The sequence below is a fragment of the Azospirillum sp. TSO5 genome (assembly GCF_003116065.1).
Classification (GTDB): domain Bacteria; phylum Pseudomonadota; class Alphaproteobacteria; order Azospirillales; family Azospirillaceae; genus Azospirillum.
The window spans coordinates 1-24,227 of the sequence record NZ_LGQY01000003.1 but is presented as its reverse complement, the minus strand read 5'-3'; the positions used below and the strand labels follow the sequence as shown (position 1 = coordinate 24,227).

The following is a 24,227-nucleotide window of genomic DNA, read 5'->3' as shown; positions in this document are numbered from 1 at the left end:
AAATGCTCAGCGATGCCTTTTCCCGTTTCGCCCGCTGGATGGAGCGTCAGTCCGGCCGGCCGGGTGCCTTCGTCACCGCCTTCGCGGTCGTGCTCATCTGGGGCCTGACCGGGCCGCTGTTCCACTTCTCCGACACATGGCAGCTGGTGATCAACACCGGCACCACCATCGTCACCTTCCTGATGGTGTTCATCATCCAGAACGCCCAGAATCGCGACACCCAGGCCATCCACCTGAAGCTGGACGAGCTGATCCGCGCCACCCACTCCGCCCGCAACGGCATGATCGACCTGGAGGAGATGCCTGAAACCGAGGTGGCGAAGGTGAAGCGCAGCTTCGAACACCTCGCCAAGACGGCCGAGTGCCTGGACCACCGCATCGACGAGAAGGTGGAACGCGCGGTCGAACGCGAGGTGGACGAGGAACTGGACGAACGCGGGGTGCCCGATCCGCCGGATCGGCGATAGAAGGCATTCCGTCGGATCGGCGGTAGGAGGCTTTATCCTGCGGGCGCCGGCGGGCAGGGCGGACGGCGCCAAGCGCGCAGTGCATCGTCCAGCGCGCGGGCGAAGGTGGAGCGTTCGGCCGGCGACAGGAAGGACCCGACCCCCACCGACTGGCCGTGCGAACTCAGCGTGACCTGCCCGGCCGGACCACGGCGGTCGTGGTCGGCACGCTCGTCGTGGGTGATCCGCAGCCAGTAGGGATGGAAGGACCAGCGGCGTTCCGGCGCCTTCCAGTGGACGCGCTGCACCGTCAGCGCGCTCTCCGTCAGCTGCACCCGCTCATACTGGCGGGCGGAGCGGTAGCTGACGCGGAAGGCCAGCCACAGCGCCAGCACGTCCAACCCGCAGAAGGGCACCACCGGCCAGGCGCCATGGGAGACGAAGATGCCGGCCACGATCAGGTTCATCATCACCACCACGCCCATCAGAACCCGGAAGCCGTTGCGGCCAAGGCTGCGGTGCGGATGGAGGATGGCGTCGAAGAACACGCGCACGGCACCGCTTCCGCCGCTGCTCTCCGCAGGGGCGGGGCCGTCGCCGGGCTGGCCATCAGGCTGGGGGCCGCAGATGTCGATGGGCATGGCCGCCATCCTAACCCAGCGGAGGCCGGCAAAAAACCGTGACGAATACGGGGTTATGCCGCCTTCGACACCATTGGCACCGCGCCGCCGTTCAGCACCCAGGCCATGGCGCTGTCCATTCCGGTGAAATCGGCCCCTGAGTGATCGGTAGCGCAGAAATTGGCAGCCGGTCCGCCGTCAAGCTCTCCGGCAAGGTCGCCGTCGGCCGGCGTCACCTTGGCCTGGACGAAAATCCGCGCCTGATCGTCGGTGCCCGCCGCGATCATCGCATCGGCCATCACCGAGGCCCAGTGCCAGTCGGTCATCACCACCGCGCAACGCAGTTGGCCGCAGCGTCGCGCCAGCTTCATCAGGGCGACGACGATCTCCGGCCGGAACCCGTCGGCCTCGAAGCGGTCGAACTCGACGAGGCTGCTCCATGGCGTGCCGCGGGCGCCCAGGTTGGCGCAGTGCACCTCCACCTGCCGGGCGACGGCGTCGCGCTGCTCCATCGACAGGGTGCCCTGCAACCGGACATGCAGGCCCCAGTCCTTTATTTCCACAAGATAAGACGCGCTCATTTCGAAATACCCTTATCCGATCCGAACGCCACAACCCGGAAGATCCGTGGTTCGATTGACGGCGTTCAAACGGTGCCTTGGCAGTTAGCAAATCATACGCCACCGCCGAAGGAGCCGGAAAGCGGGATTCCTGCGACCAAATCTGTTGGTTTGACGTCAATTACTCCGATTTTTGTCGCAAATTGCGACGCAACGCTGCAGTTTGGACACCGACTCAAGACTGGGGCTCAAGACTGGCCGCCATCCGATCGTGACGGCACGCCCCGCCTCTGGCGCAAGCCCGGCCGTTGCGGCTATGGTGGCGGCCATGAAGCCCGCCGCCATCCAGGAATTCTTCCGCCGCCTGTCCGCCGCCAACCCGGAACCCCGGAGCGAGCTGGAATACGTCAATCCTTACACGCTGCTGGTGGCCGTGGTGCTGTCCGCCCAGGCCACCGACGTCGGCGTGAACAAGGCGACCGGTCCGCTGTTCAAGGTCGTCACCACGCCCCAGCAGATGGTGGCGCTGGGTGAGGAAGGGCTGCGCCAGTACATCAAGACCATCGGCCTGTTCAACACCAAGGCCAAGAACGTCATCCGCCTGTCGGAACTGCTGATCGAGCGCCATGGCGGCGAGGTGCCGCGCGACCGCGAGGCGCTGGAACAGCTTCCCGGAGTCGGCCGCAAGACGGCGAACGTCGTCCTGAACGTCGCCTTCGGGGAGGAGACCATCGCGGTCGACACCCACATCTTCCGCGTCGGCAACCGCACCGGGCTGGCTCCCGGCAAGACGCCGGACGCGGTGGAGGCGAAGCTGCTGAAGGCGGTGCCGAAGCTGTACCGCCGCCATGCCCACCATTGGCTGATCCTGCACGGCCGCTATGTCTGCAAGGCGCGCAAGCCCGACTGCCCGATCTGCCCGGTCGCCGACCTCTGCGGCTACAAGGACAAGATCATCGCCTGATCCTTGAGGGGAAACGCAGAACGCCCGGCATGGCGGGAGCCAGCCGGGCGTTGCTTTGCGTGCCTTGCGCTTCGGAAAGCGGGTCAGACGGCCTCGGCCGCCGGAACCTGCCCGACGGGCGCCTGGACCGGCGCCTGAACCGGGGCCGGAGCGGCGGCGGGCTTGGCGCTGTACAGCTGGATGTCGCCGATCAGCTGGCCGCCGGCATCGACCGCCAGCTCGCCGAAGCGGATCGAGCCGGTGATCCTGCCGGTGGAGCGGACGGTCAGACGGCCGCGGACGGAGATGTCACCCTCGAAGCGGCCGGCGATGTCGGCCTCCTCGATCTCGACGGAGCCCTTGAACAGGCCGCTCTCGGCGATCTCGACCGAGCGGCCTTCGCGCAGCTTGGCCTCGACCGTGCCCTCCACCACCAGCACGTCGCAGGAGCCGATCTCGCCGGTCAGGGAGATGTCGCGGCCGACGGTCAGGCGGCGCTGCTCCGGCATGGCGGGAGCCATCGGGGCCTGGGCGACCGGAGCCTGGACAGGCGCCTGGGCTGCGTGAGCCGCCGCCGGGGTGGCGACGGGAATCGACGGCTGGCGCGGGGCGGAGCCCGGCATGTCGACGACCCGGCGCGGCACGTCGGGCTTGAAGCCGGCACCCGGCATGGACGGCGCGGACGGGGGCTTGGGGATGCTGTTCATGTCGGGTCCCTTCGAGGCGGAAGGCATGTCGGGATAGGCCGGAGAGGCGCTCTGCGGATCGGTCAGGGCGTGGGCCATGCTGGGTGCGGCGTCTCCGGCCGCGGCGGCGGAAACCGGATGGTGTCCAGGAGCCTGTGCCGGATTGTTGAGGGAGGCGAGCGGCGACGAGACGGCGCCGGGCTCGCCCGGGGTGTACGGACGGACACCCGGCTGCGGCGGGACGGGGCTGTCTGCCTTGGGAGCGGCGGGCGGTGTCTTTCGTCCGAACAGCATGAGCGGTTCCCCCAATCTGGACATGCGGGTGGCGGGATGGCCTGGAAGTCGAAAGGCCCGGTGCCGGAAGCGCGCCGCCGGGAAGGCGGGCACCGCAGGCGATATCCGGGCAGGCGACGGCGTGCGGCCGTGCCGCCTAGCGGCGTATCACGGTCGTCCGGCCCGCCGCAAGGGGAGCCGACATGGACTGTAGGACATGAACCATGAAGGCGCTGGCGACGACCGGGACCAGCAAATTGACGAAGGGGATTGTCGAAAGGAAGGCAATGACGGTCCCGGCCAAAAAAGGTTTCAGCGGCCGGGCCCGCCGCATCGCCCGCGCCGTGGCACGGTCCATCCGGCGGTGCGCCACCATCTCGAAATACTCCCGCCCCAGCAGATAGCCGTTGACGGTGTAGAAGACGATCAGGTTCAGGCCGGGCGCGAAGATATAGATCGGCAGCGCCAGCAGGTTGATCGCCAGCACCAGCAGCAGGAACCGCAGCGCCGTCGCCAGTTCCTCCAGCCAGCCGGCATGGCGCGGAGCGGGCAGGGCGGGGTAATGCCGCGCCTCCACCCGCTCCACCACCTCGTCCAGGAAGAAGCTCGACACCGTGCCGACGGTGGCCGGGAACAGCAGCCACGCCAGCACCAGCACCCCCAGCCCGCCCATCACGTCGATGGTGGCATCGACCCAGCCGTAACCGGTCAGCGGCGTCACCGACAGCGCCCACCATGCGCCGCCGGCCAGCAGGGCATAGGCGATCACCGAAACGAGCACCCCGGTCCACACCACCCGGCGCACGCGCGGGTCGGACAGCTGGGCGAAGGCAAGCACGAGGGCGCGGATCATCGGCGGTCCGTGAGCGGTTGGGGAGGAGGGGGGAACGGCCGCCCGCATATCTACGGTGGCCGGGCGCCGGGTTCCAGTCCCCCCTTCCGACATCCCGTCAGGCCACCGGACTGAACACCAGCGCGGCGTTGGTTCCGCCGAAGCCGAAGCTGTTCGACAGGACATGGCGGATGCGCCGTTCCTTCGGCCGCAGCGGGACGAGGTCCAGATCGCAGCCCTCCGACGGCGCTTCCAGGTTCAGGGTGGGCGGCGCCACCTGATCGCGCAGGGCCACGATGGCGAAGATCGCCTCCACGGCGCCCGCCGCTCCCAGCAGATGGCCGGTCGCCGATTTGGTCGAGGACATGGAAAGGCCGGCCGCCGCCGGGCCGAACAGACGCTTGACCGCCGCGATCTCCACCGGGTCGCCGGCGGGGGTGGAGGTGGCATGGGCGTTGACGTAATCGACGGCGTCCGGCGCCAGCCCCGCCCGCTTCAGCGCGGCGCGCATGGCGCGGAAAGCCCCGTTGCCGTCCTCCGCCGGAGAGGTGATGTGGTAGGCGTCGCCCGACAGGCCGTAGCCGGTCACCTCGGCGTAGATCCTGGCCCCGCGCCGTTTCGCGTGCTCCAGCTCTTCCAGCACCAGCACGCCGGCTCCTTCCGCCATGACGAAGCCGTCGCGGTCGCGGTCCCAGGGGCGCGACGCGCGGGCCGGGTCGTCGTTGAAGCCGGTCGACATGGCGCGGGCGGCGCAGAAGCCTGCCAATCCGAGACGGCAGATCGCCGCCTCGCTGCCGCCGGCCAGCATGACGTCGGCATCGTCCATGGCGATCAGCCGGGCGGCATCGCCGATGGCGTGCGCCCCGGTCGCACAGGCGGTCACGGCGGCATGATTCGGTCCGCGGAAGCCGTAGCGGATCGACACGTGGCCCGATGCAAGGTTGATGAGGGTCGACGGCACGAAAAAGGGCGAGATGCGGCGGGGCCCTTTCCCGTGCAGGGTCAGCGCCGCCTCCGCCAAGCCCGGCAGGCCGCCGATGCCGGAGCCGATCATCACGCCGGTGCGCTCCTGCGCCTCCGCGTCCGTCGGGTGCCAGCCGGCATCGGCTACCGCCTCTTCCGCGGCGGCGAGCGCCAGCAGGATGAAACGGTCCATCTTGCGCTGGTCCTTGGGCGGCACCACCGCATCCGCGTCGAAGGCGGCGTCGCCGCTGTCCGGCACCTGGCCGGCGATGCGGCAGGGCAGGTCGGCGGCATCGACCCCGCTCACCGCCCGGATGCCGCTTCGGCCGTCCAGCACGGCGCGCCAGCTCGGCGCCACGCCGGCACCGAGCGGCGTGACCGCGCCCAGACCGGTGACCACGACTCGTCTCATTCGGTTTCGTCCTTTTCAGGGATCGTCAATTCCGGACGCAGCCGGTCCGGCCGGATCGGTTCGCCGCTGTTGCGATCGACCAGCACCGGCTCGACCGGCAGCCCGGTCTCGCGGTCGACCAGCCGGAACGTTCCGTCGGGCAGCAGCCAGCGTCCGCCCCAATCGGCCATGGCGATCAGCACAGGCAGGAAATCCCGTCCCTTGTCGGTCAGGTGGTAGCCGTGGCGCAGCGGGCGTTCCTGGTAGGGCCGCCTTTCCAGCAGCCCGGCCTGGACCAGGGCCTGCAGTCGCCGGGTCAGCATGTTGGTGGCAAGCCCGATGCTGCGCTGGAACTCGTCGAAGCGGGTAACGCCCAGCATCGCGTCGCGCAGGATCAGCAGGGACCACCATTCCCCGACATCGTCGAGGCCGCGGGCGATGGGGCAGGGAAAGTCGGTCAGCCGGGTGCGTCGCATGGCGGCGACTGTCTCACAGTCACTTTCATCATGCAAGTGACTGAGGTCGGCTCCAACCCGCGGGAGTATCGGGAGTGCTTCCAGGAGCCGCACTTGTGATGCGGGTGGCGGTCGCTATACTCGCGCCGCAATTCCGCCCATACCGCAAGACCCCTCAGGAGAGCCAATGGCCACGTCTGCCTACGACGTCACCGGCATCGGCAACGCCATCGTGGACGTGATCGCCCACGCCGACGATGCCTTCCTCGCCGCCAACACCATCGAGAAGGGGGCGATGACGCTGATCGACGCTGCCCGGGCGGAGGAGCTGTACGGCCGGATGGGGCCGGGCGTCGAGGTCTCCGGCGGCTCGGCCGGCAACACCATGGCGGGCATCGCCATGCTCGGCGGTCGCGGCGCCTATGTCGGCAAGGTCGCCAAGGACCAGCTGGGCGACGTGTTCCGCCACGACATCCGCGCCTCCGGCGTCGCCTTCGACAGCGCGCCGCTGCTGGGTGGGGCACCGACCGCGCGCTGCCTGATCCTGGTCACGCCGGACGCCCAGCGCTCCATGAACACCTATCTCGGCGCCTGCGTCGAGCTGGGGCCGGAGGACATCGACGAGGCGCTGATCGCCGGGTCGCAGGTGACCTATCTGGAAGGCTATCTGTGGGATCCGCCCCGCGCCAAGGAGGCATTCCGCAAGGCAGCGGAGATCGCGCACGCCGCCGGCCGCAAGGTGTCGCTGTCGCTGTCCGACAGCTTCTGCGTCCACCGTCACCATGCCGAGTTCGTCGATCTGGTGGAGCGCCACGTCGACATCCTGTTCGCCAACGAGCACGAGATCGGCGCCCTCTATGGCACCGACAGGTTCGAGGACGCGCTGGCGGCGGTGAAGCGCCTGGGCAAGACCGCGGCGCTGACCCGCAGCGAGAAGGGCGCCGTCATCGTCTCCGGCGGCGAGGTGGTCGAGGTGGCGGCCGAGCCGGTGGAGCGGGTGGTCGACACCACCGGCGCCGGCGATCTCTATGCCGCCGGTTTCCTGTTCGGCCATACCCGCGGCCTGTCCCCGGCGGTTTGCGGCCGTCTGGGCGCCGTTGCCGCGGCGGAGATCATCAGCCATGTCGGCGCCCGGCCGGAAGTGAACCTGCGCGAGCTGGTCGCCGCCAAGGGCCTGCTGGCGTAAGCCGTCCCCGGGGCGCGATTTGCGCGTCAAATCGCGAGGGCGTTGCCGGCCGCGTTGCATTCTGCAACTGCGGCCGGTTCCGTTTGGGGGTCAATTCAACTGGTCATCGATCACAGGACGTTCCGGCACCGTGATCCTGGCGCACAGCAGCGCCATCGCCGTCCCGCTGTCGGGGGCGGCCACCGCCCAGCGCTCCGGCCGGTCCGGTCGCGGGACGGTCAGCAGCCACAGCCGGTCTTTCTCGCCGAAGCGTTCGTTGAAAAGTGTGTATTCGCGCGGCCCCTGCCGGCGCAGGTCGTTCAGCCGGGTCTGCAGCTCCACCGCCTGGGCGTTGCGCACGGCGATGGCCTCTTCCGCCTGCCGCAGTTCCGTCTCCTGGTGGTGCATGTCGCGGCGCAGCGACTCGGTGGTTCGGGTCAGCTCCGTCCGTCCCTGATGCAGCTGCGAGCGGCGGCGCTGGACGGCGGCGATGCGCTGGCCGATCCGCAGGATCGACAAGGCGATCCAGCAGAGGCATGCCATCAGGATCACCATTTCCAGCACGAGCAGCAGCGGCATCGGCTCGCCCATCCGTCTCTCCGCTTCTTCGGCACGCTCCTTGCGTGCTTGCGCCGACGCTGCAGCAACGGGCGTGCCAAGGGCGGATGCTCGGGCATCGGGATGATGGGCCAAGCGATGGGCCAAGCGATGGGGTGGTGATGGAGGCGGTGCGGACGATTCTCGACTCGACGATTCCACTGGCGGCGCTGGCGGTCCTTTGCCACCTGTGCTGGGTCGGCATCCGGCGCAGCTGGGACCGGCTCGCCGGGCTGGACCGGCTGCGCCAGTCGGTGGTGCCCCTGAAGGAACGCCAGCGCGCGGACACCGAGGCGCTGGCCGACCTGACCTGCCGGCTGGAGGAGGCGAAGGGCCGCCTGTCGGCCGCCGAACAGCGGACCGGCCATCTTCAGCGCCAGATCGATGCGGTGGACAAGGAACCGCCGGTTTTCCTGCACATCCTGGGCACGGCCGGCGGCAACCGCCGCGCCTTCCGGGCGGAGGTGCAGTACGACACCGCCGTCGCCACCGCCGCCCGTTCCGCCGGAAAACCGGTGAACCCGGTCTGGCGTTATGACAACCGGGTGCTGGTCCATGCGCTGGACCTGCAGTCTGCCCGGCGCGAGGCGGAGCACGTCTTTCCGCACAAGGCCGGCTTCAAGGTCTTCTTCCACGCGCCGGTGCCCTGATACCTCCCTCTTGCGCCGGGATTCCAGCCCCAAAGGCCGGCTCTGCGGTCTTCCGCCACAGCGTCGGCTCGGGTAAGCTGCCGGTCCCGCCGCCCATCCTGAACATCCCGACAGATTGCCGATTCATGCAAGTCTACCTGCCGATTGCCGAGATGTCGGTCAACGCGCTGCTGGTGCTCGGCATGGGCTGGCTCGTGGGGTTCCTGTCGGGGATGTTCGGTGTCGGCGGCGGATTCCTGATGACGCCGCTGCTGATCTTCATCGGCGTTCCCCCCGCCATCGCCGTCGGCACCCAGGCCAACCAGCTGGTCGCCGCCAGCGTGTCGGGCGTGCTGGCCCATTGGCGGCGCGGCAACGTCGACGTCAAGCTGGGCGTGGTGATGCTGGGCGGCGGCGTGATCGGCACCGCGGTGGGGGTGTGGATCTTCGGCATCCTGCAGCGGCTGGGCCAGATCGACATCGCCATCACCCTGTCCTACGTCTTCTTCCTGGGCACCATCGGCGGCATGATGCTGGTGGAAAGCAGCCGCGCCATCCTGCGCCGCCGCGCGCCGACGGCGAAACGCGGCAAGCTGCACCGTCACATCTGGCTGCACGGCCTGCCCTTCAAGATGCGGTTCCAGCGGTCGAAGCTGTACATCTCCGCCCTGCTGCCGGCGGGGATCGGGGCGGTCGGCGGCATGCTGGTGGCGATCATGGGCATCGGCGGCGGCTTCCTTCTGGTGCCGGCGATGATCTATCTGCTGAACATGCCGGCCGGGCTGGTCGCCGGCACCTCGCTGTTCCAGATCATCTTCACCACCGCGGCGGCGACCCTGCTGCAGGCCGCCACCAACCAAACGGTGGACGCCATGCTGGCGCTTCTGCTGCTGATCGGCGGCGTGATCGGCGCCCAGTTTGGAACGAAGGCGGGCAGCCGCCTGCGCGGCGAAACCGCCCGGCTGGCGCTGGCGACCATCGTGGTGGCGGTGGCGCTGAAGCTGGCCTGGGACCTGTTCTCCCGCCCCGACGACCTGTTCACCCTGACCACGGGGTTGAGATGATGGCGGGGCGGACGAAACGCCGGCTGATCCAGGCCGCCGCGGCGCTGGCCGGGCTGCTGCTGGGCGGCACGGTGGCGGCGACGGTGTGGGCGCAGCAGCTGGTCGCCGACCTGTCCAGCCACCTGATCGCCATCACCACCGGCTTCACCGGCACGGAGGTCGTGCTGTTCGGCACCACCGACGGGGCGGGCGACGTCGCCATCGTCGTCACCGGCCCGCGCGGCCCCGCCACCGTCCGCCGCAAGCAGCGGGTGGCCGGCATGTGGATGAACACCGACAGCGTGCGCTTCGAGCAGGTGCCGAGCTTCTACACGGTGGCGGTCAGCCGGCCGCTCGACCAGCTGGTCGGCCGCCCGGTTCTGGAACGCCAGCAGCTGGGGTTGCCGCAGCTGCAATTGCCGGCCGACGCCACCCTGCCGCCGGAAGAGCTTGCTGCCTACCGCAGCGCGCTGATCCGCAACAAGCAGCGCCAGGGGCTCTACGCCATTTCCATGGGACAGGTCGCCTTCCTGGGCGAACGGCTGTTCCGCACCAACATCTATTTTCCGGCAAACGTCCCGACCGGTCTGTACAATGTCGAAGCCTTGCTGATTCGCGACGGCGACGTGGTCAGTGCCCAGACCACGCCGCTGGTGGTGTCCAAGATCGGGTTCAGCGCCGAAGTGTCGGACTTCGCCCGCAACCGCCCGGTCATCTACGGGGTGGCCGCCGTCGTCGGCGCCATCGCGGCCGGCTGGGCGGCCGGCGCCGCATTCCGCCGGATCTAAGCCGAGAGGGTGATCGAGATGAGCGACGCGACGCAGTCCACGACGCCGGAAACGCCCGCCCAGCCACCGGCTCCCAAGCCGGTGCGCATCTTCCTTGTGGTGGTCGACGACAGCCCGGAGCTGAAGGTGGCGCTCCGCTATGCCTGCCTGCGCGCCCGCAAATCGGGCGGCAAGGTGGCGCTGCTGACCGTCCTGGAAAAGGGCGAGATGCAGCACTGGCTGGCGGTGGAGAACCTGATCCGCGAGGAACAGCGCGCCGAGGCGGAGCAGATGCTCCAGAAGCTGGCGCGCGAGGTCAACCAGCTGACAGGCACCCTGCCGGCGCTCTATGTCCGCGAAGGCAACCGCACCGAGGAGGTGCTGGCCCTGATCGGGGAGGAGCCGAGCATTTCCATCCTGGTGCTGGCCGCCGGCACCGATCCCGAAGGTCCCGGTCCGCTGATCTCCTACTACACCGGGCGCGGCTTGGGGCGGCTGCGCATCCCGCTGACCATCGTGCCCGGCGGGCTCAGCAACGAGGCGCTGGACGCTATTACCTGAGCGGAGGCATGTAAGTAAGGATAGCGGCGCATGCCGGATGCCGAATACCCACACAGTCCGGGTCCTTGATCCGCCCGGCGATTCGGCCCAAATTTCCCCCAATCGTGCCGCGGCCCAATCCCGGGCGCGCCGGCGGTTCCATTCCGCCGCCGATGGAGGACCAGACCATGTTCATTCAGACCGAGCAGACGCCCAACCCGGCGACTCTCAAGTTCCTGCCGGGGCGTGACGTGCTCGGACGCGGCACCGCCGACTTCACCAGCCGCGAGGATGCCGTCCGTTCGCCGCTCGCCCAGCGCCTGTTCGAGATCGACGGCGTCGTCGGCGTCTTCCTGGGCGCCGACTTCATCACCATCACCAAGACCGACGCGCGTGACTGGTTCCTGCTGAAGCCGTCGATCCTCGGCGTCATCATGGAGCATTTCACCGCCGACCGCCCGGTCCTGCTGGAAGACGGCGGCGACGGCCATGCCGCGGCGTCGAACGCCGACGACGAAGAGATCGTCGAGCAGATCAAGGAGCTGCTGGACACCCGCGTCCGCCCGTCGGTCGCCCAGGACGGCGGCGACATCACCTTCCAGGGCTTCGAGAAGGGCGTCGTCTATCTGGCGATGAAGGGGGCCTGCTCCGGCTGCCCCAGCTCGACCGCCACGCTGAAGCACGGCATCGAGAACATGCTGCGCCACTACATCCCCGAAGTGGTCGAAGTCCGTTCGGTCCAGTAAGGCCAGACTGCGGATGATGCCGGCTCGCCCTTGATGCGGCGGGCCGGCATTCCCATGCTGGCACCATGATCATCTCCGCCAGCTACAAGACCGACATTCCCGCCTTCTATGGGGACTGGTTCCTGAACCGCCTGGACGCCGGCTATTGCCGGATGGTCAATCCCTATGGCGGCCAGACCTACCGCATCGACCTGACCCGGCCGGCGGTCGACGGCTTCATCTTCTGGACCAAGAATCTGGGACCGTTCCTCGGCGCGCTCGACAGCGTGGCGGAGCGGGGCTTTCCCTTCATCGTGCAGTACAGCGTCACCGGTCTGCCCACCGCGCTGGAACGCTCGGTTCCCGATTGGGAGACGGCGGTCGGCCATATGGCGAGGGTGCGCGAGCGCTGGGGACCGCGGGCGGCGGTCTGGCGCTACGACCCCATCGCACTGACCGACGCGACCCCGCCGGACTGGCACCGCGAGACCTTCGCCCGGATCGCGCGGGCGCTGCGCGGGGTGACGGACGAGGTGGTGGTTTCCTTCCTCCAGCCCTACCGCAAGACCGCCCGCAACCTCGCCGCCGCCGGCATCGTCTGGCGTGACCCGGAGGCGGAGGAGAAACGCGCACTGCTGGCGGATTTGGCGGAGATCGCGGCGGGGGAGGGGATGGCGCTGACGCTCTGCACCCAGCCGGAACTGGTGGGGGCGCCCGGCACGGCGCCGGCCCGCTGTGTCGATGCGGTGCGGCTGTCGGATGTCGCGGGGTATCCGGTCGCGGCGAGGGAGAAGGGAAATAGGCCCGGTTGCCTGTGCGCCGAAAGCCGCGACATCGGCGATTACGACAGCTGTCCGCACGGATGCGTCTACTGCTATGCCGTTGCCGACCGTGGAACGGCGCAGCGGTGGTTCGCCGCGCATGATCCTGAGGGGGAGTTTCTGGTGGCGCGGCGGTCAGCCACCGCCTGAGAGTGACGGCCCCGCCCGTTCAGGCGGGGCCGCTTCCCTCACGCTACTGAACGCAGGCGATGGTCGCCGGCCAGATCGGCGATGCTGACGATGGGCAGATCGTGCTCCACGGCGAAGGCAACCAGCTCCGGCAGGCGGGCCATTGTGCCGTCGGGGTTCATCACCTCGCACAGGACACCGGCGGGCTTGCGGCCGGCCCGGAACATCAGGTCGATGGTAGCCTCGGTATGGCCGCGGCGGGCGGCGAGGCCGCCGGGATTGGCGCGGATCGGGAAGACATGGCCCGGCCGCGCCAAGTCCTCGGGCCGGCAATCTTCAGCTATGGCCGTTCGGATGGTGGTGACGCGGTCGGCGGCCGATACCCCGGTGGTGACACCGGTTCGGGCCTCGATCGACACCGTAAAGGCAGTGCCGAAGCGGGCGCTGTTGGCCGACACCATCGGCGGAAGATCGAGCCTTTCCAGTCGTTCTTCCGGCAGGATCAGGCAGACAATTCCGCTGCAGGTCCGGATCAGGAAGGCCATCTGGTCGATGGTGATGGCATCGGCCGGGTAGATGATGTCGCCTTCGTTCTCGCGGTCGTCATCGTCGACGACGATGACTCCGCCGCCCTTGCGGATGCGCTCGACTGCGAGGGCGATCCGCTCTTCCGGCGTACCGAAACGGGAAAGAAGGCCATCATGGGTCTGGGGCTGATTCATGGTTCTCACTCCAAAAATTGGGCGAGCCTGAATCAGGGCGCAAAAGAGATCCTCCGGCATCGGGAAGCAATGCATCCACGGTGTCGGCGCAAGCCATCGCCGTCACCCCGGCCCAGGCTTTACGTCCGGCATGGGTGGCTGCGTAGCCAGCTCATTCTCTTCCATCCGGACTGTAACCGTCGGCCCCGGCCTTGCACCGGGTCTGCTGTCCCCGTGGCGGGTGCCACGGGCGCTCGCGGGCTCCCCTTCAGTTGAAGGGATACCGCCGGTCGGGAGTTTCACCCTGCCCTGAGAACAAGCATATGTCGCCGCCCGTTTGCGGACGGCGGCCTCAGCTTCGTGGGCGGAGTGATGTCTGTCAAGGGTGCGGGTGACGGGTGCGCACAGGCTTTACGGACAAACCTTCCGCACCGTCTCCACCAGCTTTTCCGGGTTGAACGGCTTCACCAGCCAGCCGGTGGCACCGGCTTCGCGGCCGGCGGACTTCTTGGCGGGGTCGGCTTCGGTGGTCAGCAGCAGGATCGGGGTGGCGCGGTTGAGGGCCGAGCCGCGGATAGCGCGGGTCAGGGCCAGCCCGTCCAGGCCCGGCATGTTCAGGTCGGTGATTATGCAGTCGAACTTGCGCTGGTTGACCAGGGCGAGGCCGGCATTGCCGTCCGACGCCTCCGCCACCTCATAGCCGGCGCCTTTCAGCGTGAAACCGACCATGTCGCGGATGGTCTTGGAATCGTCGACGGTCAGGACGCTCTTGGTCGCAGAGGGGGGCATGAAAGGCGGCTCCGGTTGCTCGGCCGAAAGGAATATGGGAAAGGCCTAGGCAATTTCCCGGCAACCGTCAACCGCTGGCGTTCCCTATCCCGAACAACGCCAAACCCCCGGTCCGGCGGCATCGCCGCTGAACCGGGGGTTTGGCAGGGCGATATGGTTACGCCTTCGTATCGACGTGCTGGCCGCCGGCGTCACCGCCCTTGGCGACGCCGACCATCGCCTCGCGCAGCAAGCGGCCGTGGATGGTGTAGCCGGGCTGCAGGACCTGGACGACGGTGCCGGCGGCCTTGCCGGTGTTCTCGATCTCGAACATCACCTGATGGAAGTTCGGGTCGAACGGTTCGCCGGCCGGGTCCAGCTTCTTGATGCCGGCGCGGTCGAAGGCGGCGAACAGCTGGCGCTCGGTCGCCTCGACGCCGACGGCGAGGCCCTTCAGCATCTCGTCCTGCTCGCGGCCCTCGGCGGGCACGGCGTCCAGCGCGCGGCGCAGGTTGTCGGCGACCGACACCAGCTCCTTGGCGAAGCTGGACACGGCGAACTTGCTGGCGTCCTCGCGGTCGCGCTGGGCACGGCGGCGGGTGTTCTCCGTCTCCGCCATGGCGCGCAGAAGCTGGTCCTTCAGGCTGGCGACCTCGGCTTCCAGCTTGGCGACGCGGTCCTCGGGCGAACCGGTTTCCGCAGCGTTGGCGGCGGCGGTCTCGGCGGTGGCCTCGGTCGGCTCCACCGTGGCGTCGGAGGGCTTGTTCTGCTCTTCGCTCATGGTTTTCTCAATTCTTGCTTCGTCAAAAGGCGGAGTGAGTGAGGGAGGCGGCGCTCAGCCGATCAGCCGGCTGACCACCTTGGCGGTGTAATCCACCAGCGGAATGATGCGGGCGTAATTGATCCGGGTCGGGCCGATGACGCCGATGGCGCCGATCACCTGTTCCCGGCTGTTCTGGAAGGGGGAGATGATCATCGAACAGCCGGAATGGCTGAACAGCACATTCTCCGCGCCGATGAAGATCTGCACGCCGTCGCCGCGCCCGGTGGCGTCCAGCATGCGCAGCATCGTCTCCTTGGTCTCCAGCGCCTCGAACAGGCCGCGCACCCGCTCCAGGTCGGACAGCGCGGTGACGTCCTCCAGCAGGCGGGACTGGCCGCGGACGATCAGCTGGCCGGCGTTCGACCCGCCGCTGCCGGCCCAGGTGGCCAGACCGGCGGCGACCACCTTGCGCGACAATTCGTCCAGCTGGGTCTTCTGCTGTTCGATCTCCTGCAGCACCTCCTGCCGCGCCTCGTCCAGCGTGCGGCCGGCGAGCTTGGCGCTGAGGAAGTTCGACACCGTCTGCAGGGTGGAGGTCGGCACCCCCATCGGCACCTCGATCACCCGGTTCTCGACCAGCCCGTCCTCGTTCACCAGGACGACCAGGGCGCGGCCGGGGCCGAGCGACACGAATTCGATATGCTTCAGCGGCCGGTCGGTCTTGGGCGCCACCACCAGCCCGGCACAGTGCGACAGGCCGGACAGCATGGTCGACGCCTCGCCCAGCACGTCGGCGAAGGCGCGGCCGGAGGCGGAGCATTTCGCTTCGATCGAGGCGCGCTCGTCCTCGGTCAGCGACCCGATCTCCAGCAGGCCGTCGACGAAGATGCGCAGGCCGGCGTCGGTCGGGATGCGGCCGGCAGACGTGTGCGGGGCATAGAGCAGCCCCTGCTCCTCCAGGTCGGCCATCACGTTGCGGATGGTCGCGGGCGACAAGGCCATGCCAAGCCGCCTGGAGATCGTGCGCGAGCCGACCGGTTCGCCGGACGCGACATAGGCGTCGACGATCAGCCGGAAAATCTCGCGCGATCGCTGGTTCAGCTCGTTGATCATGGACTAGGGCGGTCGGGCTCTGTTCGGGCTGGTCGGCTGCGGAACGGGAGTTCCGTCAACCGGTCCGAATTTAGGCAGGTCCGACCGCCGAATCAACGTGCGGGGCGAAGAAGCTCTGCGGCCTTGCGACCTTGAAACGGTCGCAAGGCCGTTTCATCACGACCGCTCGACGCCCCTTACTGCTCCGCCAGGAAGTTGCGGTACTGGGTGGCGATGGCGGCGACCGCCGCCTCGTACAGCTGCCGGCCATGCTCCGGGCGGGCGAGGCCGGGGGCGGAGCCGATGCGGCCGTCGGGATAGCGGCGGCGGAAGTCACGGGCGTCGTGGAAGCCGCCGGCCGGCGCCTGTTCCGGCTCCAGCGCCGCGGTCTTGATCGAGTCGGGATAGGCGTACTGGGTCAGCGACACCTCGCTGGGGGTGGCGTGCGAGCCCTCCTTGCCCTGGTACAGCTCACGCGACAGGCGGGCGACCTCGCCATTCTCCCACCAGCTCACCAGGGCGCAACGCAGGTCCGGCGCATCGCGGCCGCGCAGCGCCCGGTTCTCCGCATGGATCTCGTAGAAGGCGGCGCGGACGGTGGCGATGTTGCCGCCATGGCCGTTGACGAAGAAGAAGCGCTCGAACCCGTGTTCGGCCAGCGAGCCGACATAGTCGCGCAGCAGGGCGATCAGCGTCGACGGCTTCAGCGTCATCGAGCCGGGGAATTCCATATGGTGCACGGCCATGCCGACCGGGATGGTCGGGCCGACCAGCGCGCCGGTGGCGTCGCCGACGCCCTTGGCGATGACCTCGGCACAGATGGCGTCGGTGCCGACCAGCCCGTTCGGCCCATGCTGCTCGGTCGAGCCGATCGGCATGATGATGCCCTTGGAGGTCTTGAGGTAGGTTTCGACCTCGGCCCAGGTGCTCAGGTGAAGCTGCACGGTGGCGGATCCTTTTCGACGATGCGTGCCGGGAATGCGGCCCGGAATGCGGTTGTCCTCATGTTAGGCGGCCGAACGGCCGCGACAACCGCTCCCTGCGCCGGGCGGGCATGACGGGGCCGTTGCGACGGCCGTTCTCATCCCGCGCTGGCGCATTGCTCCGGTGGTGACTACAATCGCGTGCAATTTGCCCGCATGGGCGTCTGTTTCGGGGTGCGGTGGTGGTTGCGCGCGTCAACACGGTGGCGTTCCAGGGCATCGAGGTGCTGGGGATCGACGTCCAGGTCCAGATGTCCGGCGGAATCGTCGCCTTCACCGTCGTCGGCCTGCCCGACAAGGCGGTGGGCGAAAGCCGGGAGCGGGTGCGTGCCGCGCTGCATGCGCTGGGGCTGGCGCTGCCGGCCAAGCGCATCACCGTCAACCTCGCCCCCGCCGACGTTCTGAAGGAGGGCAGCCATTTCGACCTGCCGATCGCGCTTGGCCTGCTGACGGTGATGGGGGTTCTGCCGGATGCGGAGATCGCCCGCTACGTGGCGCTGGGCGAACTGGCGCTGGACGGGGCGCTGACCCCGGTGGCCGGCGTGCTGCCCGCCGCCATCGACGCGCTGGCCAACGACCGCGGCCTGATCTGCCCGGCGGTCTGCGGCGGCGAGGCGGCCTGGGCCGGTCCCGATCTGGACGTGCTGGCGCCGGCCAACCTGCTGGCCCTCATCAACCATTTCAAGGGCACCCAGGTGCTGACCCCGCCCAAGCCGCGGCTGCAGGAACAGGACGCGCCGCCGCCCGACCTGCGCGACGTGAAGGGCAACGAGACTGCCAAGCGCGCGCTGGAGGTTGCCGCCGCCGGATCGCACAACCTGTTGATGATCGGGCCGCCCGGTTCCGGCAAGTCGATGCTGGCCGCCCGCCTGCCCGGCCTGCTGCCGCCGCTCGACCCGGCGGAGGCGCTGGAGGTGTCGATGATCCACAGCGTCGGCGGGCTGCTGGAGGGTGGGCGTCTGCTGCGCCAGCGTCCTTACCGCGCGCCGCACCAGTCCGCCAGCCTGCCGGCACTGGTCGGCGGCGGCACGCGGGCCAAGCCGGGCGAGATTTCCCTGGCCCACCAGGGCGTTCTCTTCCTCGACGAGTTGCCCGAATTCCCCCGCGCGCTGCTGGAGGCGTTGCGCCAGCCGCTGGAGACTGGCAAGGCGGTGGTCAGCCGCGCCAATCATCATGTAACCTATCCGGCACGTGTGCAACTGGTGGCGGCGATGAATCCGTGCCGCTGCGGCCATCTCGACGATGCCTCGCTCGCATGCGCGCGGGCGCCGAAATGTGCGGCAGATTATCAATCTAAGATCAGCGGACCGCTGTTCGACCGCATCGATCTGCATATCGACGTGCCGGCTGTCAGTCCCGCCGACCTCAGCCTGCCGCCTCCCGCCGAGGGAAGTGCCGACATCGCCGCCCGCGTTGCCGTCGCCCGCGCCATCCAGGCGGAACGCTATGGCGGCTTCGGTCCTTACCCGGCCGGCCGGGCGGTGCGGACGAATGCCGAGGCCGACGGCGAACTTCTGGAGAAGGTCGCGTCCCCCGACGCCCCCGGCCGCGCCCTGCTGACCGAGGCGGCGGAGCGGCTGAAGCTGTCGGCCCGCGGCTACCACCGGGTGATGCGGGTGGGGCGGACGCTGGCCGATCTGGACGGGGTCGAGGGGGTCAGGCGTCGCCACATCGCCGAGGCGCTGAGCTACCGGCGGATCGCGCCGGGGCGGTAGCGGTCCGTCTGGCGCCGCTGCCGGGGCTGCGCTTCGGATTGGTTGCGATTGTCAGCGGTCCGCCGGGGCGGGTCGGCCGATCAATTGCCACAGCCGCCGCTCGAGCCCGCGGCCATATTTCACCACGGTGCCGGCCCACAGCCGGTTTTGCCAGTTCACCGCGGCCCGGCGATTGACGAAGAGGACGTCGGTGTTGTCCAGGGAGAATGGCAACATATGAAATCCCAGCGACCGCATCCGCTGCTTCACCGCCTCCACCGCCGGCCGCATTTCCGGATAGAGGAAGTCGTGGAATTCGATGGTGATCTGATCGATGTCCGAAAATTCCTCGTCCGCAGCGGCCGCGAACATGTCCAATTCGGCACCCTCGATATCGATCTTCAACAAGGCGATGCGGCCGATGCCGGAGCGGCGCCGGAACTCCGCCAGGGTCATGGCGTCGGCCCGGATTGTCCGAATCGCCTGTTCTCCCGGAGAACGGTTGAAGCCGCTCGCACAGCGGTCCGGATAGACATGGATGTCCAGGCTGCCCGATGCGCCTGAAATCGCAACCTGCTGAAGCGTCAGCCTGGGATGTCGAGCGATCTGTTCGGCACATTCAGGGACAGGCTCGGCTGAAAAGACCTTGCAGCCATACCGCTCGATGACGGTATGCGCGAATTTTCCTTCATTGCAGCCGAAATCGAGCACAATGGAATTTTCGTCGATCAGGGAGAAAAATGTGTGCTCACAAATTCGGTCCAGTTTAATCATTTCAAATCCTCTAATCGTTGCTTAAAAATTTCTACATTTCTGTGAATGTATTTAGCAATCTATCCAGATGTTCTTTCAGAAAGTCACGGCCCCTCGAACACCGGCGGCTTGCCCGCCCCCGGACAGACGGTCGCCGGCACCGACTCCTGCTCCACGAAGGTCACGGCGGCGGCCATGGCGCAGTCCTCGCTGGAGGTCACGATGTGGCTGGCGGCGCGGAAGACCAGATGGCGGCTCTTCGGCAGGGTGGCGGCGGCACGGTCGCCCCAGTCCGGCGGGGTGACGGGGTCGTAGGCGCCGGACAGCAGCAGGACCGGCACCGGGCTGGCGACCGGCAGGCGCTCGGCCGGTTCCTGATGGCCGGCGGGCCAAAGACGGCAGACGCGCCGGCCCGGATCGTCGGCGGCGACGAGCCCGTAGGGGGCATAGCGGCGGGCGTTGTCGGCGCGTTTCTGCGGGTCGGCGGTGTTGACCGACTCGCGGCATTCGACGGAAAAGGCCAGCCCGTCGGCGACCTCCGGATCGCCCAGCCAGTTGGTCGGCGCCCATTCGGCCAGCGTGGCGTATTGGCCGCGGATGGCGCGGTCGAGCATGATCGGCAATGCCGGTACCGCTTCGCTGACCGCCATCGCCTCCAGCCCGGCGGCGATGACCGCGCCGCCGGTCAGCCGCAGGACACGGCGCGTCTCATGATCGCCGACCACGATATCGACGGGATTGCGATCCAGCCGTTCGACCAGGGAGACGAAGCGCTTCTCCAGGTCGGGAAAGGCGGAGCGGCAGGTCCGGTTGGCGGCGCAGTCGTCGAACAGCCGGCGGTAGGCACGCTGGGCCAGCCCGGCGGTCTCCTCCTGTGCATTGACGTCGGGCGGATAGATGCTGTCGAACACGGCGGTGCGGACGCGGCCGCCCTGCCGCCGCAGGATCTCCAGCCCGACGCGCGTGCCGTAGGACACCGCGAACAGGTTCACCCGTTGGGCGCCCAGCGCCGTCGCGATGTCCAGCGCATCCTCCGCCGCGACGGGGGTGGAGAACTGCGTGGTATCCAGCCCGGCCGCCTCCAGCCGCGCGATGCAGGCGCTGATTGCGGAGCGTTCCGCCGCCGACCGCTGCTCGCGCGTCTGCGGCCGGGTGGCGCGGGTGGCGTCGACGGCGTCCAACTCCGGGCAATCGGTGTCCGGCTCCGCCCGGCCGACGCCGCGCGGGTCGAACAGGATCAGGTTGCGGGTGCGGCGGAAGGGGGCCGACAGCTCCCACCACACCTCCATCCGCTCTTCCGTCGCCTCGCCGGTGCCGAAGGGGGAGGCGCCGGGACCACCCTCCAGAAACAGCACGGGGTCCGGGTCGGGCTGGCGCGCGGTGCTGAGCAGCACGGCGACCGGCAGGCGCAGGCTGCGGCTGTTGGCGCGGTCGCGGCGTTCCGGCACCGCCACCGTCCCGCACAGCGCCGCTTCGCCGTCGGGAACGGTGAACCAGCAGGGGCCAGGGGTGAAGCGGGTCTCCGCCGCCGCGGGCAGGGCCAACAGCGCACCCATCACCACGGCAGCCGCCGCGAGCGCAGCCCGCAGCTTGCGGGCGGAGCGCACCGCTATCGGCCATGCGGGAGAGGAGAGGATGGACACGGACGGACGACCTGGACCTGATGGATGGAGTACCGCAGACGGTTTTGGGCGGCGGCTTTGTGTTTGACCGAGCGACCTTCGCTTGTCCAGAGGCGCCCGGCGCCATCCCGATGGATAGCCAAATGGGGGCAAAACGGCCGATAGGTGATGCTGATCCGCAACAGCCGTGCGGCAAAGATCACGTCGTTGACGGATGGACGGGTTGACGGAACACATCCGCATGCGGAATTATTTCGCCACCAGAGGCCCGACGGACGGAGCCTCTCATTTGTAGGAGCAGATCATGCCGACCTTGTGGACGGCGATGCGGAGCCGCTGGCTCGATTCCGGGGCATCCTCCGGACCGGGCCGATTGTGCGACCACCTGCGGCGCGACATGGGACTGGTGGATGGGGAAGCGGCGGATGGAGAAGGGCCACCGCTCGGCTGCCGTCTCCCGCCTTTTCACATCCGCGATCGGAACCTATCGGACGCGCGGACATTTTTGACCTTGCAACCGTATCGCTGACCGGCGATACCGGATCCGCCGGCCTCTCAGGCCGGTATCACTCAACCCCTGGAGAGTATCGATGAAAGCCATCGTAACCACCGCCTGGACTCGCCGATCGGGCGATCCGGCCATCACCGCCCATATGGCCGCCAATCATGCCCAGCCGGCCCGCCTTCTTCCCGCACCCTTCGAACGTGAATTCCGGATATCGAGAGGATCCCATGTGTGTCTTTCTGGGTTTTTGCGGTCACCGTCTCTTCGTTGAACACGCCCGCTGGGCATCGCCGGCCGGGTCCTTCGACCTGCGGCGTGAGAACGGGGAAGTCATCCTATGGCTTGGACGCCTGAACATCATCTACACACCGGCCCGTTGGGGACCACCCTCCCGCGCTGCATAGCGCGCGGCGCCGCGGAGACCTGCTGAATGCCGGCCCGCGTTCGTCATGACGAGGTCCTTACCGTCGTCCAGGTGCTTGAGGCGTTCCGCAAGCTCGACCCCGACCTGCCCATCCAGTATGCGCTGAGTTTCATGACCATCGCGCAGAGCGAAGGCATCTCCATCGGCGAACTGGCGGAACGCCTGGGCATCGCCCAATCCTCCGCGTCGCGCAACGTTGCGGCGCTCAGCCGCTGGCACAGCTTCGGCAAGGCCGGCCTCGATCTGGTGCAGGCGCAGGAAGACCCGCGCGAACGTCGCCGCAAGATCGTCACCCTGACCGACAAGGGCCGTGAGTTCCTGGACGCGCTGCGCGCCATCGTGAACCCGCCCGAGCAGCGCCGCGCCGCCAAAACAGCCTGAATTTCGTAACTAAGCGATCCCGTTCAGCGCCGTGCGCAGCATTCCCACCAGCGTGCGCACCGCCAGCTCCTGCCGCTCCAGCGCCAGACCGCCGAACCGTCGCAACTCCTTGGCCCGTTCGGGCAGCGGCGGCATGTGGAAGAAGCCGTAGGGGATATCCAGGTCGGCGCTCTCGATGACGTGGCGCGCCCGGTAGAACAGATGGTTGCCGAGGAAACCGCCGGAGAAATCGCCGAAAGTCACCGGCAGCCCGGCCATCGACAATTCCCGCATGACCCGCGGCACCGGCAGGGTGCTGCCATAGGCGGTCGGCCCGTCGGGCACGATGTCGGCGTGTTCCCGTACCGTGCCGGCGGCATCGGGCAGCGGGCTTTCGTCGCGGTTCCAGGCCAGACGTTCCAGCCGGATGTAATCGCTCGACTCGAGGTAGGCGAAGCTGAGCGCCGCCAGCGGCTGGTGTTCCGCCAACAGTTCGGCGAAGGCGTCGCCGCAGGCGTCATAGAGAGGGGGCAGGGTGGCGGTGACGACCCCCGGCTCCCCCGCCAGCCGGTCCATCAGCAGAGCGGTCGGATCGGCCGTCCAGGGATGGTCTGACTCTGGGGCCGGCTCGCCGTCCGGGATGGTCCCGAACGGCGCGAAGCCGGTGAGCAGGATGGGAGCCGTCACGGGCAAGGCATCCTTACAGTCACATCCTTACGGCCGCAGCAGGCCGATGATGTCCTTGACGTCGTTCAGGTTCTTCTCCGCGATGGCGGAGGCGCGCTCGCCGCCCTTCTTCAGCAGCCGGTCGATCTCCGCCTTGTCGGCCAGCAGCTCCTTCATGCGGGTGGTGATCGGCGCCAGCTTGTCCACCGACAAATCGACCAGCGACTTCTTGAAGTCGGAGAACTGGGCACCCGCGAACTGCGCCAGCACCTGCTCGCGCGACTGGCTGGCCAGCGCGCCATAGATGGTGACGAGGTTGTCGGCCTCGGGACGGGCTTCCAACTCGGTCACGGTTTCCGGCAGGGGTTCCGGGTCGGTCTTGGCCTTGCGGATCTTCTGCGCGATGGTGTCGGCGTCGTCGGTCATGTTGATGCGCGAATATTCGGACTCGTCCGACTTCGACATCTTCTTCTTGCCGTCGCGCAGGCTCATTACCCGCGTCGCCTCGCCCAGGATCTGAGGCTCGGGCAGCGGGAAGAATTCGGTCTCGTAGCGGCGGTTGAAGGCGCCGGCAATGTCGCGCGCCAGTTCCAGATGCTGCTTCTGGTCCTCGCCCACCGGCACATGGGTGGCCTTGTAGAGCAGGATGTCGGCGGCCATCAGCGTCGGGTAGGCGTACAGGCCCAGATTGGCCATGTCCTTCTGCTTGCCGGCCTTTTCCTTGAACTGCGTCATGCGGTTCAGCCAGCCCAGCGGCGTGTGGCAGGACAGGATCCAGCCCAGCTCGGCATGGCCGGAGACGACCGACTGGTTGAACAGGATGTTCTTGTCCGGGTCGATGCCGGCGGCGATGTAGGCCGCGGCGACCTCGCGGATGTTGTTGCGCAGGACTTCCGGGTCCTGGTCGATGGTCAGTGCGTGCAGGTCGACGACGCAGAAGATGCACTCGTAGCTGTTCTGCAGTTCCACCCAGTTGCGCAGCGCCCCCAGATAGTTGCCGAGGTGAAGCTGCCGGGTCGGCTGCATGCCGGAGAAAATGCGGTTCACGGGTGGTCTCGCTCGAAAACTCTGGGAGGCGGCAGTTATCGCCCCCCGAAGTCCGCCGGTCAAGGCGCGGCGCGCTCATGGCGGCCGTCCGCGCGGATCGTCGCGGCCGGGTGGCTCCGGTTGTATTGAATGCGCTTGTGTGCTACCGCCGCGTTCGTGTGGTTGGGAGGGGGCGGACCTGCCGCCCCCGCCACACGAGAAGGAGAAGAAGGATGAAAGAGATCCTTACCCTTCTGGTCCTGATCCTGGAGATCATCAAGCGCG

The 24,227-nt window shown here is 68.2% G+C and carries 28 protein-coding genes and 1 riboswitch; of the genes, 11 read left to right on the top strand and 17 right to left on the bottom strand.

Going from position 1 to position 24,227, the window contains the following annotated elements; all coding sequences use genetic code 11:
• Window positions 1–2 precede the first annotated feature (2 nt).
• Window positions 3–467 (top strand): low affinity iron permease family protein, encoded by a 465-nt coding sequence (locus tag TSO5_RS00390; protein ID WP_109149761.1) that lies wholly within the window; start codon window positions 3–5, stop codon window positions 465–467.
• Between the two features lie 32 nt (window positions 468–499).
• Here TSO5_RS00390 and TSO5_RS00385 read toward each other — a convergent pair whose 3' ends face one another.
• Both TSO5_RS00385 and TSO5_RS00380 read right to left on the bottom strand, forming a co-directional pair.
• Window positions 500–1,087 (bottom strand): DUF2244 domain-containing protein, encoded by a 588-nt coding sequence (locus tag TSO5_RS00385; protein ID WP_109149760.1) that lies wholly within the window; start codon window positions 1,085–1,087, stop codon window positions 500–502.
• A gap of 53 nt (window positions 1,088–1,140) precedes the next feature.
• Entirely contained in the window at window positions 1,141–1,647 is a 507-nt protein-coding gene (locus tag TSO5_RS00380) for a hypothetical protein (protein ID WP_109149759.1), read from the bottom strand.
• A gap of 307 nt (window positions 1,648–1,954) precedes the next feature.
• On the opposite strand from TSO5_RS00380, the gene nth reads away from it, so the two are divergent.
• Window positions 1,955–2,590: an endonuclease III gene (nth, locus tag TSO5_RS00375; RefSeq protein WP_109149786.1), complete on the top strand. Its 636-nt coding sequence runs from the start codon at window positions 1,955–1,957 to the stop codon at window positions 2,588–2,590.
• An 83-nt stretch (window positions 2,591–2,673) separates the two neighbouring features.
• On the opposite strand, the gene TSO5_RS00370 is transcribed toward nth, so the two are convergent.
• From TSO5_RS00370 to TSO5_RS00355, 4 genes are all read right to left on the bottom strand, one after another.
• On the bottom strand, window positions 2,674–3,549 hold the full coding sequence (locus TSO5_RS00370; protein WP_109149758.1) for a polymer-forming cytoskeletal protein: 876 nt from the start codon (window positions 3,547–3,549) through the stop codon (window positions 2,674–2,676).
• A gap of 136 nt (window positions 3,550–3,685) precedes the next feature.
• On the bottom strand, window positions 3,686–4,381 hold the full coding sequence (locus TSO5_RS00365; protein WP_109149757.1) for an EI24 domain-containing protein: 696 nt from the start codon (window positions 4,379–4,381) through the stop codon (window positions 3,686–3,688).
• Between the two features lie 97 nt (window positions 4,382–4,478).
• The gene (fabF, locus tag TSO5_RS00360) at window positions 4,479–5,735 is read right to left on the bottom strand and encodes a beta-ketoacyl-ACP synthase II (protein WP_109149756.1); all 1,257 of its coding nucleotides are present in this window, start codon (window positions 5,733–5,735) and stop codon (window positions 4,479–4,481) included.
• On the bottom strand, window positions 5,732–6,190 hold the full coding sequence (locus TSO5_RS00355; protein WP_109149755.1) for a helix-turn-helix domain-containing protein: 459 nt from the start codon (window positions 6,188–6,190) through the stop codon (window positions 5,732–5,734). Before TSO5_RS00355 ends, fabF begins: the two co-directional genes overlap by 4 nt.
• Window positions 6,191–6,356: 166 nt before the next feature.
• Between TSO5_RS00355 and TSO5_RS00350 the strand changes: the two genes are divergently transcribed.
• A complete protein-coding gene (locus tag TSO5_RS00350; RefSeq protein WP_109149754.1) occupies window positions 6,357–7,355 on the top strand; it encodes an adenosine kinase in 999 nt (332 codons plus the stop codon).
• A gap of 90 nt (window positions 7,356–7,445) precedes the next feature.
• Here the strand turns inward: TSO5_RS00350 and TSO5_RS00345 are convergent, their stop codons facing one another.
• Window positions 7,446–7,925 carry a hypothetical protein gene (locus TSO5_RS00345; protein WP_109149753.1) on the bottom strand — a complete coding sequence of 160 codons (480 nt, stop codon included), beginning with the start codon at window positions 7,923–7,925 and terminating at the stop codon, window positions 7,446–7,448.
• 128 nt (window positions 7,926–8,053) lie between these two features.
• Here TSO5_RS00345 and TSO5_RS00340 point away from each other — a divergent pair, with 128 nt between their 5' ends.
• The 6 genes from TSO5_RS00340 (at window position 8,054) to TSO5_RS00315 (ending at window position 12,606) form a co-directional block, all read left to right on the top strand.
• Entirely contained in the window at window positions 8,054–8,581 is a 528-nt protein-coding gene (locus TSO5_RS00340) for a hypothetical protein (protein ID WP_109149752.1), read from the top strand.
• A 125-nt stretch (window positions 8,582–8,706) separates the two neighbouring features.
• Window positions 8,707–9,624 (top strand): sulfite exporter TauE/SafE family protein, encoded by a 918-nt coding sequence (locus TSO5_RS00335; protein WP_109149751.1) that lies wholly within the window; start codon window positions 8,707–8,709, stop codon window positions 9,622–9,624.
• On the top strand, window positions 9,621–10,391 hold the full coding sequence (locus TSO5_RS00330) for a TIGR02186 family protein (protein ID WP_109149750.1): 771 nt from the start codon (window positions 9,621–9,623) through the stop codon (window positions 10,389–10,391). Before TSO5_RS00335 ends, TSO5_RS00330 begins: the two co-directional genes overlap by 4 nt.
• An 18-nt stretch (window positions 10,392–10,409) precedes the next feature.
• Entirely contained in the window at window positions 10,410–10,931 is a 522-nt protein-coding gene (locus tag TSO5_RS00325; RefSeq protein WP_109074873.1) for a universal stress protein, read from the top strand.
• A 167-nt stretch (window positions 10,932–11,098) separates the two neighbouring features.
• Window positions 11,099–11,656 carry a NifU family protein gene (locus TSO5_RS00320; RefSeq protein WP_109149749.1) on the top strand — a complete coding sequence of 186 codons (558 nt, stop codon included), beginning with the start codon at window positions 11,099–11,101 and terminating at the stop codon, window positions 11,654–11,656.
• A 65-nt stretch (window positions 11,657–11,721) separates the two neighbouring features.
• The gene (locus TSO5_RS00315) at window positions 11,722–12,606 is read left to right on the top strand and encodes a DUF1848 domain-containing protein (RefSeq protein ID WP_109149748.1); all 885 of its coding nucleotides are present in this window, start codon (window positions 11,722–11,724) and stop codon (window positions 12,604–12,606) included.
• 38 nt (window positions 12,607–12,644) lie between these two features.
• Here the strand turns inward: TSO5_RS00315 and ribB are convergent, their stop codons facing one another.
• The 5 genes from ribB to TSO5_RS00290 form a co-directional block, all read right to left on the bottom strand.
• Window positions 12,645–13,307 carry a 3,4-dihydroxy-2-butanone-4-phosphate synthase gene (gene ribB, locus TSO5_RS00310; RefSeq protein ID WP_109149747.1) on the bottom strand — a complete coding sequence of 221 codons (663 nt, stop codon included), beginning with the start codon at window positions 13,305–13,307 and terminating at the stop codon, window positions 12,645–12,647.
• Between the two features lie 149 nt (window positions 13,308–13,456).
• Window positions 13,457–13,607, bottom strand: a riboswitch (FMN riboswitch).
• 90 nt (window positions 13,608–13,697) lie between these two features.
• A complete protein-coding gene (locus TSO5_RS00305; protein WP_109149746.1) occupies window positions 13,698–14,075 on the bottom strand; it encodes a response regulator in 378 nt (125 codons plus the stop codon).
• Window positions 14,076–14,232: 157 nt separating this feature from the next.
• Entirely contained in the window at window positions 14,233–14,835 is a 603-nt protein-coding gene (gene grpE, locus TSO5_RS00300; protein ID WP_109074868.1) for a nucleotide exchange factor GrpE, read from the bottom strand.
• Between the two features lie 54 nt (window positions 14,836–14,889).
• Window positions 14,890–15,930 carry a heat-inducible transcriptional repressor HrcA gene (gene hrcA, locus TSO5_RS00295; protein WP_109149745.1) on the bottom strand — a complete coding sequence of 347 codons (1,041 nt, stop codon included), beginning with the start codon at window positions 15,928–15,930 and terminating at the stop codon, window positions 14,890–14,892.
• A gap of 176 nt (window positions 15,931–16,106) precedes the next feature.
• Entirely contained in the window at window positions 16,107–16,853 is a 747-nt protein-coding gene (locus TSO5_RS00290) for a creatininase family protein (RefSeq protein WP_109149744.1), read from the bottom strand.
• A gap of 221 nt (window positions 16,854–17,074) precedes the next feature.
• Here TSO5_RS00290 and TSO5_RS00285 point away from each other — a divergent pair, with 221 nt between their 5' ends.
• The gene (locus TSO5_RS00285) at window positions 17,075–18,607 is read left to right on the top strand and encodes a YifB family Mg chelatase-like AAA ATPase (RefSeq protein ID WP_109149785.1); all 1,533 of its coding nucleotides are present in this window, start codon (window positions 17,075–17,077) and stop codon (window positions 18,605–18,607) included.
• A gap of 51 nt (window positions 18,608–18,658) precedes the next feature.
• On the opposite strand, the gene TSO5_RS00280 is transcribed toward TSO5_RS00285, so the two are convergent.
• Entirely contained in the window at window positions 18,659–19,360 is a 702-nt protein-coding gene (locus TSO5_RS00280; RefSeq protein ID WP_109149743.1) for an FkbM family methyltransferase, read from the bottom strand.
• 83 nt (window positions 19,361–19,443) lie between these two features.
• Window positions 19,444–20,982 (bottom strand): alpha/beta fold hydrolase, encoded by a 1,539-nt coding sequence (locus tag TSO5_RS00275; RefSeq protein WP_247870507.1) that lies wholly within the window; start codon window positions 20,980–20,982, stop codon window positions 19,444–19,446.
• Window positions 20,983–21,896: 914 nt separating this feature from the next.
• Here TSO5_RS00275 and TSO5_RS00270 point away from each other — a divergent pair.
• The gene (locus tag TSO5_RS00270) at window positions 21,897–22,271 is read left to right on the top strand and encodes a MarR family transcriptional regulator (protein ID WP_109074864.1); all 375 of its coding nucleotides are present in this window, start codon (window positions 21,897–21,899) and stop codon (window positions 22,269–22,271) included.
• Between the two features lie 9 nt (window positions 22,272–22,280).
• Here the strand turns inward: TSO5_RS00270 and TSO5_RS00265 are convergent, their stop codons facing one another.
• From TSO5_RS00265 to TSO5_RS33120, 3 genes are all read right to left on the bottom strand, one after another.
• Window positions 22,281–22,937, bottom strand: coding sequence for a pyrrolidone-carboxylate peptidase (locus tag TSO5_RS00265; protein WP_109149741.1), 657 nt, complete (start codon window positions 22,935–22,937; stop codon window positions 22,281–22,283).
• A gap of 27 nt (window positions 22,938–22,964) precedes the next feature.
• Window positions 22,965–23,963, bottom strand: coding sequence for a tryptophan--tRNA ligase (gene trpS, locus TSO5_RS00260; RefSeq protein WP_109149740.1), 999 nt, complete (start codon window positions 23,961–23,963; stop codon window positions 22,965–22,967).
• A gap of 59 nt (window positions 23,964–24,022) precedes the next feature.
• The coding region (locus TSO5_RS33120; protein WP_211099778.1) for a hypothetical protein at window positions 24,023–24,227 on the bottom strand (205 nt) is incomplete at its 5' end.